The organism is Chryseobacterium endalhagicum, from assembly GCF_016745235.1.
Classification (GTDB): domain Bacteria; phylum Bacteroidota; class Bacteroidia; order Flavobacteriales; family Weeksellaceae; genus Chryseobacterium; species Chryseobacterium endalhagicum.
The window spans coordinates 612342-624918 of record NZ_JAELVM010000002.1 but is presented as its reverse complement, the minus strand read 5'-3'; the positions used below and the strand labels follow the sequence as shown (position 1 = coordinate 624918).

Sequence of the window (12577 nt, the reverse complement as noted above, 5' to 3'; positions counted from 1 at the left end):
GGTTTTATTAAATTTGTAGCAAACAAAATAAAATGAAAAAGTTTTCTTTTCTACTTGTTCTCAGTCTGTTGCTTTTTACGGCATGCAGGAAGGATCATGTAGATGCTACGAATACTAAAACGCTGCAGTCAAGTATCAATGACATGACTTCAAGCCTTTCGACTATTAAACAGATCAAATTCAATGAGGCGCTTTATATTTTAAAGACGTTCGGGGTAGAAGCAGATGGTGATGTAGAAGAACTGAAAGCCCTTGGAAAGCTTATTGACGGAAAAAAAGTTCCTGAAATCCTTACTCTGGCTGATGAAGTCGCTCAGAAAAACGGTATCGAATGGGCCAGTACCTCTCCGCCATCTCTTGGAGAAATGAATATCTTCGGGGACGATAAAGCGAAAGAAACCGATGCCAATGATGTAAAAGCAAGTTCATTGAGCATTATCGCCAATCCTACCGGAGACGACGGAAACGGGGCTCCTACAGCCATCCAGATCGTTCCGAGACTTGTAGATGCTTCAGGAAAGCCTGTTTCATTTACCGGTGCCGGTTTAGAGGCAACTTTAGAAGTGTTCAGCAACGGAGTAAAGCTTTCTACCGCGAAAAACCTGATGCAGGATAATAACTTTAAGGGATTCAATTTAAAATTCTCTTCCATTCCTGCTGCTAAAGTGGTAGACAACAAAATAGATATCACAGTTTCAGTAAAAACTACGGCAAAGACATTCAAAATGTCTAAAATCGGGCTTGATGTAAATCCGTCAGCTTTGAAAGTGCCTGCTCCGCCAAAAACAGATTCTACCGCTGTAACACAGGATCCAAATGCTGTAATTGATCCAAATAATCCTACAGTACCCCCTGCTACATCTACAGACCCAAGCGTAACGACAACGACACCTGCAGCGCCAAAACAGCCGGCTGCAGATCCTAAAAATACAGTAAGTAAATTCCTGAGCAGTGTAAGCTCTCAAAACCTTAAAGCGGCATATGACACCTCCAGCAATCCAAGCTGGGGAAGCTACGAATCCTTCTCCAATCCTACTTCAGGATTCGGGTCTGTGAAAAATGTAAGCGTAAAAAACATTACCACCAATGCATCCAATCCAAGCGGAGCAAGTGTAAATGCTACTTATGATGTAACGGATAAGAACGGAAAAACCACTTCTTTAAAAGTAACTTTCGGGCTTAAAAATGTAAACGGAGACTGGAAAATTTCCAGCTATAAAATAAACCCTTAATGGCTTCACAAGAACTGATCAAAAGACTGGAAGAAACTATTGAAAACTTTCCTGACTTTCCTATTCCGGGAATTCAGTTTAAAGATATTTCACCTATTTTCCTGGACCCGAAACTGTATGAAGATGTCATTGCAGATCTTGTAGCCTTCAGCAAAGGAAAAATAGATGCCGTTTGCGGCATAGAAAGCCGGGGCTATCTTTTCGGAATTGCCATTGCAGTTGCCCTGGAAGTTCCTTTCATCCTTATTCGTAAAAAAGGAAAACTTCCTCCTCCGATAGTTTCAGAAAAATACGATCTGGAATACGGAAGCGCAGAAATAGAAACCCGTGAAGGGCAGATCAAAAAAGGACAGAGAATCCTGATCCATGATGATCTTCTGGCCACAGGAGGAACTACAGAAGCGGCAGCCAAACTTGTGGAAAAACAAGGCGCAGCAGTAGCCCAGTTCAGTTTCCTGATCGGCTTAAAAGACCTGAACGGTGATCAGAAATTAGAGAAATTCGGGGCAGAAATCTATAATATCCTCGAATATTAAATTTCCTGAAATTAAAATATAACATTCGGCTCCGCTCAAGGTGACAAGCTTCTGAAACTGTAAAAACAATAGGATTAGAGATGTCACGCTGAGCGGAGCCGAAGCGTTTTTATCATGAACACTTGACAATTCGCAACATTTTCGCAATAATACTTCAAAGTATTTTGTAAATCATTCAGAAACAATTAAATTTGCATTTCAATTTTTAAAAATATATGGCAAAATTGGGTAAGAATGCTCAGAATGAGCAAGAAGGTAAAGAAACGGTTGAGTTCTTTAAAGACCTTGACAGAGAGGCTTTAAACACTGAAAGATTCCTTGAAAAATATTCAAAGCAATTGGGTATTATATTCGGAGTTTTGGTTTTGGGTGTTTTAGGATTCTTCGCATACAAACAGTTTGTTGTGGCTCCTAAGAACGTTGAAGCTGTAAAAGGTTTCCTTGCTGCTCAGAAAAACCAGACGGAAGGTAAAGATAAAGAAGCTTTAGGCGGAAAATCTGCTGCAAATCCAGGTTTTGTAGGAACATATAATGACTATTCAGGAACGAAAGTGGGTGAACTTGCTGCTTATAACGCAGGTTTATTGAAATTCAAGGAAGGAAAATTCCAGGAAGCTTACGATCTTTTAGACAAATTTTCATCTGACAACAAAACTTTAGTAGCCTTGAAATATGGTGCTATGGCAGATGCAAAATCAGGTCTTAACAAAAATGATGAGGCTTTAGCTTTATTAGACAAAGCGTCAACGGCTTCAAACGATCCTTATACGGCTTACTATTTCACAAGAAAAGCAGGTATTGTCGCAATAGGATTAAAGAAAAATGCAGAAGCTAAAAAATACTTCTCTGCAATTGACGAGAAATATCAGGACTACGACAACGGAATGTCTGATTCTTATATTGAAATGACTAAATACTTTTAATAAATGGCAACAGTTAATCTTTCCGATTACAAGCCACTTCATATAACCAATGCCGAAGATTTTTCTATCGGCATTGTTTTTTCTGAGTGGAATGATTTTGTGACTTACAATCTTCGTGATGCAGCTTTGGAAATTCTTGAAAAAGAAGGCGTAAAACCAGAAAATATAAAACTATTCCCGGTTCCGGGTGCTTTTGAACTTACCTATGCCAGCATGCAGCTGTGCAAAGAAAGAAAGTATGATGCTGTAATTTCTATCGGATGCATCATCCGTGGCGAAACCCCTCATTTCGACTTTGTAAGCGCAGGAGTGGCCCAGGGAATCAAAGACTGCAACGTACTGACAGATACACCGACCATTTTCTGTGTATTAACAGATGACAACAAAGAGCAGTCTATCGCAAGAAGCGGCGGAGATTTAGGCAATAAAGGCGTAGAAGCAGCCGTAACAGCCCTGAGAATGATTGATTTCAAAAGAAAACTTTCGGACAAAAAGGGAAATATCGGTTTCGGACACTCTTAACCTTTAATACATCTTAACAGTATACAGGACTATTTTTTAATAGTCCTTTTTTATTGATATCCTGCGTTCAATCATCATTTTAAACCTTCTTATTCAAATTACGGAATACGTTAAATCTTCAATAATAATTCAAAAAAAATATAAGAAATATCATATTTCTACTTTTTTTCTCTAAAAGTTGTATACAAAAACTATCTTTGCGCGAATTAACTTAGATTTATTGTACATGTTTCAAGGCAAAATAAAACCATTCCTATATGTAGGGATTTTCTATCTGATCATTTCACTGATCATACGGATCGTTTTTCTATTCCACCCTATTACCACCTCCAGCTTTGGTGCCCTTGAAATTATTAAAGTCCTGTCCATCGGTCTGCTGAATGATATTTTTGTATTTACGCTGGCCAGTACAGTATTGGCCGTTTACTTTTTATTCCTGTCAGATTCCAAGTACAATAAACCTTACGGATATATTATTTTTGGAGCTTTGGTACTGTTTTTCCTGTACATTCTGCTCATCCCAAACAATATATTTGATCAGTATGGAGGTTCTATTACGGAAGTAGCCCTTGCATTTGTCGGTATAAAGACTGTTTTCTTTGGCTTGATGCTCTTTCTTCCATCAAAAAGAATCAGAATCCGCAACACGCTGTATTTCATCACGCTTTTGCTATATGTTCTTCTTATCATCTTCAATGCTGTAAGTGAATATTTCTTCTATAATGAATTTGGAGTACGCTATAACTTCATTGCTGTAGATTACCTGATATACACCAACGAGGTAATCGGCAACATCATGGAAAGCTATCCCGTGATCCCTTTGTTTTCTGCAATCCTGATCGTTACTTTAGCGGTGACCTGGTTCATTTATAAAAAGACAAAAGGTGAACTCTTAGAACTTCCCAATTTTAAACAGAAGATGATGCTTCTGGGAACTTTTATCGTTCTTTCAGGAATTAGTCTTTTCGGGATATCCTCGTTAATGCAGATCAGATCTGACAATGTTTTTGCCGATGAGATTGAAGACAACGGGCTTCCCAAATTCTACTGGGCTTTTACGCACAATGAATTAGATTATTTCCAGTTTTATCCGCAGATCAACCAACAACTGGCAGAAAAGAACTTTTTAAGCCAGTATTCCGATCCTTCATTACCAAGAAATGTAGTTGCGGACCAGCCGGAACTTAAGAAAAATGTAGTTCTTATCTCTATTGAAAGTTTATCTGCCGATTTTATGGCCCTTTATGGCGGAGAAAAGAAAATCACGCCTTTCCTGGACAGCCTTGCAAGCCGCTCACTGATGTTTACCAATCTGTATGCAACCGGAAACAGAACGGTAAGGGGTCTTGAAGCATTAACGCTTTGTATTCCTCCTACAGCGGGAGAAAGCATCATCAAAAGAGACGACAACAAAAATAAATTTACTACAGGAAGTGTATTCAAATCCAAAGGCTACGATGTAAAATTCTTATATGGAGGATACAGCTATTTCGACAATATGCAGGATTTCTTTGCTGGAAACGGCTATGATATTGTAGACCGAAACAACTTTAAACCGGAAGAAATCACCTTTGCCAATGTTTGGGGTGTTGCTGATGAAGATATGGCTAAAAAAGCCATTCAGACGATGAATTCCGAGGCCAAAACCGGAAAACCTTTTTTCAATCACTGGATGACGGTTTCCAACCACAGACCTTTCACTTATCCTGAAGGAAAAATTGATATCCCCGGAACCGCAAAATCGCGTGACGGAGGTGTAAAGTATACCGATTATTCCCTTAGAAAGTTCTTTGCCATGGCTAAAAAGCAGGACTGGTATAAAAACACAGTCTTTGTGATCATTGCAGACCATTGTGCTTCCAGCGCAGGAAAAACCGAACTTCCGGCAGACAAATACAGAATTCCGGCCATGATTTTCTCTGAAGATTTCATTCAGCCTCAGAAATTTGACAAGCTGATGTCCCAGATCGATGTCATGCCTACATTATTTGGACTGCTGAATTTCAGCTATCAATCTAAATTCCTGGGTCAGGATGTTTTCAAAAAAGAATTCCAGCCTAAAGCTTATATCGCCACTTATCAGGATCTTGGGTTTCTAAAAGACGGACGCTTAACAATTATTTCACCGGTTAAAAAGGTGAAACAATATACCCTGAATCTACAGCCCAGCAATCTGGCTCCTGAATTTAAGCTGTATTATGATGAAAAGCTGGTAAAAACTCCGGATCAGAAACTGGTCAATGACGCTGTTTCCGCTTACCAGTCCACTTCATTCTGGCTTAAAGAAAAGAAACTTAACCGATAAGGTGGGGAACAAAACGGCTTTGGTTATTGGTGATCAGATGAACACTTTCTCTGATCCCAATACCGGCAGGTTCCTGGCCGATCACCCAACTTCCTATCACCGGATAATTTCCGTCAAAATCAGGAAGGTCAAATAATTGCTGGTAGATAAAGCCTTCTTTACCATAAATCCCGTCATTTTCCTCCACCGGAATATTATTTTTATGAAGAATCACATTCGCTCCTTCTCTTGAATAAATGGGTTTTTTAGCAAAATCTTTCAGATGCTTAGGTTCAAAATAAGATTCCAGCAGATACGGATGTCCGGGATACATTTCCCAGAGAACGGGCAGAATCGCTTTGGACGAAAGTAAAATTTTCCATGCAGGCTCAATCCATTGGGACCTGAAGCCATTTTTCACCAGTTTTTCACCAAAACCGTCCGCAAGGATCCATTCATAAGGATAAAGTTTGAAAATATACTCCATCACTGAGCGGTCTCCTGCAATGAATTCTGAAACATCATCAGCCCAGCCAATATCCTGCACAGGAATAAATTCCGTATCAAAACCCGCCTGGGAGGCACAGTCCCGCATATATTCCACATTGGTAACATCTTCAATATTGGTAAGAGAAGCAAAATAAATATGATGCGGATTCATGTAATTTTTAAGGTGCTTCCAATATCCCACCAGTTTCTCATGAATAGAATTGAACTGATCTTTATAGGGGAATAATTCCTGAAGCCAATACCACTGGATCACAGATCCTTCATACAATGAAGTAGGTGTATCTGCATTAAATTCCAGCAGCTTTAAGTTTTTCCCATCAAAACCAAAATCGAACCTGCCGTAGATAGAAGGATGATCTTCTTCCCAGCTTGCGATGATATAATTTCTGAACCATTCAGGAATATTGAATTTTTCCCAAAGATTTTTTTCAATAATATAATCCACTGCTTCCAGGCACATCTGCCAAAGTTCAGCAGTTGCACTTTCTATGGTATTAATTTCTTCTGTAGTTAACTGGTAATAGTGACTTTCATCCCAATAGAGACCATCCAGGGAATGATAACCGAACCCAAGATTTTCAAGTTTATGCTGCCAGTTTTTTCTGAACTGTGACTGAATTCTTTCCATAATTATGATGATGCACTGAAACCACTTCTTCCCAACTCTCCCCTTACGACATTTCCTTTGTAATTATTCCTTCCTACATTGGACTTCGTGCTTATTGCATCGCTGTAATAACCGGCCTTTTGATAAGATCCGTAGCTGTAAGCCCCATACGGCCTGAAAGCATGATACAAAAGCACTCCGGCCAAAAAGCCGTGTGATCTGGTGTATGAAGCCGTAGTATCAGACCTCATATAGACTTTCTTTTCTTTCTGATCTTTTGGTTTTTCCTGGGAACAGGCCGCCAATACTCCTGTTACGAAAAGTAATTTTATAGAACTGGACTTTTTCATTATTGAACCGTTATAAAAAATTCATAGTCTTTTTTCGTTTTGGCGATATGGCTGTTGCCGTCATTATCCTCACCTCCTACAAGTGTATCTCCCAAACTCGGGATAGTATCTTTTTTAACGATCTCTTTAAAAAGTTTTTTATTCTTCCAGATCTTGTGTTTAGTGATGAGAACATCTGCAGTATCAAGGTGCTCAACAGAAAGCACAGTTTCCACAGAACCACTCTTGTCTACATTGTTTACTTCATCTTCTTTTTCTTTTTTACATGCTGTAAATGCCAATATTCCAACTGATAAAAGGCAAAGTTTAATTTTTTTCACGCGGGCAGTAATTTTTCACAAAAGTAGTAATTTAGTAATGATATTATTTTAAATTTACAAGGCAAAAAATAAATTTACTATGAAATGGACAGACGATAGAAGCGACAACGTAGACGACAGGCGTGGAACTGGCGGCGGAGGCGGTGGCGCGATTGTAGGAGGAGGATTGGGAACCCTGATCATCGCTGCAATTATATTCTTTTTAGGCGGAGATCCGTCATCTTTACTGTCTTCCGGAGGCGGTAGTTCTGCCCCTACCGAACAGAGACAATTAAATGCCAATGAGCTCAAAATCAAGGAATTTGTAAGCATGATTACTGCTGAAAATGAACAGACCTGGACCAAAATTTTTGCCGAAAACGGAATGAGGTATCAGCCGGCTGTCGTTGTCTTATTTGAAGATGCCACGCAATCCGGATGTGGCCCCGCTCAGGCAGCTATGGGCCCGTTCTACTGCCCGGCCGATCAGAAGGTATATATGGATATGAGCTTTTTTAAAGACCTGCAGGAGCGGTTTGGCGCAAAGGTTACAGAGTTTTCCATAGCTTATGTAATGGCCCACGAAATGGGTCACCATGTACAGACACTTTTGGGAACCACTCAAAAAGTAGATGCATTGAGAAGAAGCGGAAGATATTCTGAAGCAGATATGAATAAAGTTTCTGTTGCCACAGAACTTCAGGCTGATTTTTATGCCGGAGTATGGTCCAGACAGACGGACAGCAGAGAAAAGTTTTTGGAACCCGGAGACATCGAGTCTGCTATAGAAGCTGCCGAAGCCGTTGGTGATGATAATATTCAGAAAAAATCACAGGGCTACGTAAACCAGGAAAGCTTTACCCACGGCTCATCTGCCCAGCGTAAAGAATGGTTTATGAAAGGCTACAATACAGGAGATATTAAGCAGGGAGATACTTTCAACCAGCTTTTAAAATAATCTTTTTATAAAAATTAAAACCCCTGAAGAAGTTCTTCAGGGGTTTTAATTTTATGGTAATTCTATCGGATTGCTGTTTTTCTTAGCCTCTTCTTTAGCCCGTTCTTCCACTCTTTTTCTCATCTCGGCAGGATTCTGATTTCCTCCTCTGCCGCCATTAGCCCTTGGAGGTGCAGGAAAACCGCCACCGCCACCCTGCATGAATGACATAGGATCTTTTTTATATTTTTCCTGTTGTTTCACGTACTCTGCTCTTTTTACCTTCAAGATATTTCCAAACTGATTCAGTGTAACAATCTCGGCAATTTTATAGTTCTTCATCAGATCAAAAGAATAATCCCCTTTATCATCTTCCACTTTAACAATCAGTCCCGGAAGTCCTTTGAATTTATACGGTCCATCCTGATAAGGCAGATCTGTAGTAAACCAGGCCGTCCATTTTCTCCCGGCAAAATCCGTTGTGGCTTTCTGAACTTTATAATCACCGATCTTCGTTGTTTCAGAAGACATGCTCCAGTTCAGGGGACGGTCTTCCTCATAAACATAAACATCTCTTCCGATCCTGTCCTTAAAATACGTCTTCTGGCTGGCCATATCCTTTTCAACAGAATAGTTGATGTTGCTCCTCATTCCCTCCATCTGCTCCCTGCTCACAGAGGCTCTTCCGCCACCCCCCTGGAAAGCTTTCTGCAAAATAGAATCCCTCTTGTATCTGTTTTCAGAATAAAAAAGAGATTTTTCTGCGGATATATCTAAATAAGTATTTTCAGTTTTAATATCACTTTTATTTTCCGCATCAGGTTTCATTGTTACCTGATAAACAAACCGGTTGTTCTGGGCAGAAATATGCTGCATAAACAGCGCTAAAGCAATGATGCCAATTTTTTTCATTGTAGAATAAATTTATTGTTTGGATTTCAAAAGGTTACCAAAGTTAAGCCATCAATAATAAAAATCGATAAAATAAAATTCCCGATTTTTATTTCCTAATTATTGTACGTATTTTTGCATCATTAAATCATTCTAAATAAATACAATGATAAAAGTATCAGATCAAGCAAAGGCAAAAGCCATCCAGCTTATGGCGGAAGATGGTTTCAACCCTGCTGAAGATTATATAAGAGTAGGGGTAAAAAGTGGAGGATGTTCTGGTTTAGAGTATGTTTTGGGATTTGACAATCAAAAAACAGACACAGATCAAATTTTTGAAGACAATGATGTGAAAATTATTGTTGAGAAAAAATCTATCCTTTATTTAGCAGGAACAATCCTTGAATATTCAGGAGGATTAAACGGAAAGGGGTTTGTTTTCAACAATCCTAATGCATCCAGAACGTGTGGTTGTGGAGAGAGTTTTTCTTTATAGAAAAGACATTAGACAGAGATGTCAGATTTGTTTCTGAGATCTGAAGTCTGATATCTGAAATCAAAAAAACAATGAGTAAATATACTGAAGACGATTTAAGAGTCGATCTAGAAAATAAAAAATATGAATTCGGGTGGGAAACGAAGATAGACTATGAAGACTTTCCTATCGGTTTAAACGAGGATATTGTCCGTGCGATCTCTGCGAAAAAAGAGGAACCGGAATGGATGACGGAATGGCGTCTGGAGTCTTTCAGAATCTGGCTGAAAATGACAGAACCTACATGGGCTAACATTAAATATGAAAAGCCAGACTTTCAGGCAATCCGTTACTATGCTGCGCCAAAATCGAAGCCGGAACTGGAAAGCCTTGATGAGGTAGACCCTGAATTATTGAAAACTTTTGCGAAACTGGGTATCAATATCGAAGAGCAGAAAAGACTTTCCGGAGTTGCTGTGGATATCGTAATAGATTCAGTTTCTGTAAAAACCACTTTCCAGGATACCTTAATGGAAAAAGGAATTATTTTCTGTTCTATTTCGGAAGCCATTAAAAATCATCCTGATTTAGTAAGAAAATATCTTGGAAAAGTAGTTCCGAGAGGAGATAATTTTTATTCAGCACTGAATTCCGCGGTATTCTCTGACGGAAGTTTCTGCTATATTCCAAAAGGCGTAAGATGCCCGATGGAACTTTCCACTTACTTCCGTATCAACCAGGCAGGAACAGGACAGTTTGAAAGAACACTTGTTATTGCAGATGAAGGAAGTTATGTTTCTTATCTTGAGGGATGTACAGCCCCATCAAGAGATGAAAACCAGCTTCACGCAGCTGTTGTGGAACTTATCGCAATGGATGGTGCTGAGATCAAATATTCAACCGTACAGAATTGGTATCCGGGAAATGAAGAAGGAAAAGGAGGTGTTTTCAATTTTGTAACCAAAAGAGGATTGTGCGAGAGAAATGCAAAAATCTCATGGACTCAGGTGGAAACAGGTTCTGCTGTAACCTGGAAATACCCGTCTTGTATATTGAAAGGGGATAATTCAATTGGTGAGTTCTACTCTATCGCGGTGACCAACAATCACCAGTATGCAGATACGGGAACTAAAATGATCCACATCGGAAAGAATACCAAATCAACCATTATTTCAAAAGGAATTTCTGCAGGAAAATCTCAGAATTCATATAGAGGCCAGGTAAAAGTAATGCCTTCTGCAAAAGGAGCAAGAAACTTCTCCCAGTGCGATTCTCTATTGATGGGTAATGAATGCGGAGCACACACTTTCCCTTATATTGAAATCAAAGACCCTACGGCACAGCTGGAACACGAAGCTACCACTTCAAAAATCGGTGAAGACCAGATTTTCTACTGTAATCAGAGAGGAATTGATACAGAAAGAGCAATCGCATTGATTGTAAACGGTTTCAGTAAAGAAGTATTGAATAAACTTCCAATGGAATTTGCTATCGAAGCTCAGAAATTACTGGAGATTTCTCTTGAGGGTTCAGTGGGGTAATTTTATTTATCGCAAGGCTAGACTAAGTTTTTTAACAGCGTATTATTTATTTAAAGATAAACAAAGGCGCTAACGCTTAGGAAAGCAATACAAAGTTTAAATGGTGAAGTTTCTCCCATTAACTTATGTATCTTTGCGAAAAATTACACAAATGACCGAAAATGAAATTTCAAAGATTGTCTTTGAAAATGGCTTGAAGGTTCATAGAAAGTTAGGAGTAGGCTTATTTGAAAGCATTTATGAGGAATGTCTTTTTTATGAACTTAAAAAAATAGGAGTTGAAGTTGAAAGGCAAAAGTCTTTAAACATTCAATACGAAGAGTTGCTGTTGGAAAATGCCTTTAAAATGGATTTATTGATTGAAAACAAAGTTGTTTTAGAGCTTAAATCCGTTGAAAGTCTAAACAATTTTCATGCAGCACAATTGAAAAATTATTTAAGATTAGGGAACTATAAACTAGGAATGTTGATTAATTTCAACTCACGCCTTTTTAAAAATGGTGTAATGAGAATAGCAAACGGTCTTGATAAGTTTTAGATTAAAATTGATAAATAGTATTTCATTGATAAGCGTTAGCGCCTTTGTTTATCTTATAAAAGCAAAGGAGATTAAAAAAATCTTAGTCTAGCCTTGTGATAAACTAAAATATATGTTAGAGATAAAAAACTTGCACGCCAAAATTGAAGACGGCGCAGAAATTTTAAAAGGTATTAATCTTGAAATAAAGCCGGGTGAAGTTCACGCGATCATGGGACCTAACGGAGCTGGAAAATCTACTCTTTCTTCTGTAATTGCCGGAAAAGAAGAGTATGAAGTGACGGACGGGGAAATTATTTTCAGAGGTGAGAATATCATCGAGGATGCTCCTGAAGACAGAGCTCACAAAGGGATATTCCTTTCTTTCCAGTATCCGGTAGAAATTCCGGGGGTTTCTGTAACCAACTTTATCAAGGCTGCATTAAACGAAACAAGAAAAGCAAACGGACTTGCAGAAATGCCGGCAAAAGAAATGCTTGCTCTTATCCGTGAAAAATCCGAGCAACTAGGTATAAAAAAAGATTTCCTTTCAAGATCACTGAACGAAGGATTCTCCGGAGGTGAAAAGAAAAGAAACGAAATTTTCCAGATGATGATGCTTAACCCGAAACTGGCTATTCTGGATGAAACAGATTCAGGATTGGACATCGATGCACTTAGAATTGTTGCAGATGGTGTAAACGCATTTAAAAACGAAGGAAACGCAGTTCTTTTGATTACCCACTATCAGAGATTGCTTAACTATATCCAGCCTGACTTCGTTCACGTTCTTGCTAACGGAAAGATCATCAAAACCGGTGACAAATCCCTGGCTCTGGAACTTGAAGAAAAAGGGTACGACTGGCTTCTTAACTAAGAAGAATTTTTCAGGAGGAATTTTATCAATTCTGTCTGAATATGCGGAAAAACCGCAATAAATATTATTATTTTTA

At 38.8% G+C, this 12577-nt stretch carries 14 protein-coding genes; 10 read left to right on the top strand and 4 right to left on the bottom strand.

The genetic code is table 11. The annotated features are described in order from the left end of the window. The first annotated feature begins 32 nt into the window (after window positions 1-32). The 5 genes from JET18_RS13195 (at window position 33) to JET18_RS13175 (ending at window position 5518) form a co-directional block, all read left to right on the top strand. A complete protein-coding gene (locus tag JET18_RS13195) occupies window positions 33-1232 on the top strand; it encodes a hypothetical protein (RefSeq protein WP_202091758.1) in 1200 nt (399 codons plus the stop codon). After that, the gene (locus tag JET18_RS13190; RefSeq protein ID WP_202091757.1) at window positions 1232-1768 is read left to right on the top strand and encodes an adenine phosphoribosyltransferase; all 537 of its coding nucleotides are present in this window, start codon (window positions 1232-1234) and stop codon (window positions 1766-1768) included. The genes JET18_RS13195 and JET18_RS13190 overlap by 1 nt, the downstream gene beginning before the upstream one ends. Window positions 1769-1983: 215 nt before the next feature. Next, entirely contained in the window at window positions 1984-2691 is a 708-nt protein-coding gene (locus JET18_RS13185; RefSeq protein ID WP_202091755.1) for a YfgM family protein, read from the top strand. Between the two features lie 3 nt (window positions 2692-2694). Next, window positions 2695-3213 carry a 6,7-dimethyl-8-ribityllumazine synthase gene (gene ribH, locus JET18_RS13180; protein WP_202091752.1) on the top strand — a complete coding sequence of 173 codons (519 nt, stop codon included), beginning with the start codon at window positions 2695-2697 and terminating at the stop codon, window positions 3211-3213. Window positions 3214-3439: 226 nt separating this feature from the next. Beyond that, the gene (locus tag JET18_RS13175; protein WP_202091750.1) at window positions 3440-5518 is read left to right on the top strand and encodes an LTA synthase family protein; all 2079 of its coding nucleotides are present in this window, start codon (window positions 3440-3442) and stop codon (window positions 5516-5518) included. On the opposite strand, the gene JET18_RS13170 is transcribed toward JET18_RS13175, so the two are convergent. Genes JET18_RS13170 through JET18_RS13160 form a run of 3 tightly spaced genes read right to left on the bottom strand, consistent with a single transcriptional unit; the run spans window position 5508 to window position 7284 of the window. After that, window positions 5508-6635, bottom strand: coding sequence for a glutathionylspermidine synthase family protein (locus tag JET18_RS13170; RefSeq protein WP_202091748.1), 1128 nt, complete (start codon window positions 6633-6635; stop codon window positions 5508-5510). The genes JET18_RS13175 and JET18_RS13170 overlap by 11 nt on opposite strands. 2 nt (window positions 6636-6637) lie before the next feature. After that, a complete protein-coding gene (locus JET18_RS13165) occupies window positions 6638-6964 on the bottom strand; it encodes a hypothetical protein (RefSeq protein WP_202091746.1) in 327 nt (108 codons plus the stop codon). Next, complete coding sequence (locus JET18_RS13160) at window positions 6964-7284, bottom strand: hypothetical protein (RefSeq protein WP_202091743.1); 321 nt, start codon at window positions 7282-7284, stop codon at window positions 6964-6966. The genes JET18_RS13165 and JET18_RS13160 overlap by 1 nt, the downstream gene beginning before the upstream one ends. 79 nt (window positions 7285-7363) lie before the next feature. On the opposite strand from JET18_RS13160, the gene ypfJ reads away from it, so the two are divergent. Continuing rightward, window positions 7364-8221 carry a KPN_02809 family neutral zinc metallopeptidase gene (gene ypfJ / locus JET18_RS13155; protein WP_202091741.1) on the top strand — a complete coding sequence of 286 codons (858 nt, stop codon included), beginning with the start codon at window positions 7364-7366 and terminating at the stop codon, window positions 8219-8221. Between the two features lie 51 nt (window positions 8222-8272). On the opposite strand, the gene JET18_RS13150 is transcribed toward ypfJ, so the two are convergent. Continuing rightward, window positions 8273-9112: a GLPGLI family protein gene (locus JET18_RS13150; protein ID WP_202091739.1), complete on the bottom strand. Its 840-nt coding sequence runs from the start codon at window positions 9110-9112 to the stop codon at window positions 8273-8275. 145 nt (window positions 9113-9257) lie between these two features. On the opposite strand from JET18_RS13150, the gene JET18_RS13145 reads away from it, so the two are divergent. The 4 genes from JET18_RS13145 to sufC all read left to right on the top strand — a co-directional run bounded on the left by JET18_RS13145 (window position 9258) and on the right by sufC (window position 12501). After that, entirely contained in the window at window positions 9258-9587 is a 330-nt protein-coding gene (locus JET18_RS13145; RefSeq protein WP_202091738.1) for a HesB/IscA family protein, read from the top strand. Window positions 9588-9658: 71 nt separating this feature from the next. Then, window positions 9659-11107 carry a Fe-S cluster assembly protein SufB gene (gene sufB / locus JET18_RS13140; protein ID WP_202091737.1) on the top strand — a complete coding sequence of 483 codons (1449 nt, stop codon included), beginning with the start codon at window positions 9659-9661 and terminating at the stop codon, window positions 11105-11107. Between the two features lie 151 nt (window positions 11108-11258). Continuing rightward, a complete protein-coding gene (locus tag JET18_RS13135; RefSeq protein WP_202091736.1) occupies window positions 11259-11645 on the top strand; it encodes a GxxExxY protein in 387 nt (128 codons plus the stop codon). A 112-nt stretch (window positions 11646-11757) separates the two neighbouring features. After that, window positions 11758-12501 (top strand): Fe-S cluster assembly ATPase SufC, encoded by a 744-nt coding sequence (gene sufC / locus JET18_RS13130; RefSeq protein ID WP_202091735.1) that lies wholly within the window; start codon window positions 11758-11760, stop codon window positions 12499-12501. Window positions 12502-12577 lie beyond the last annotated feature (76 nt).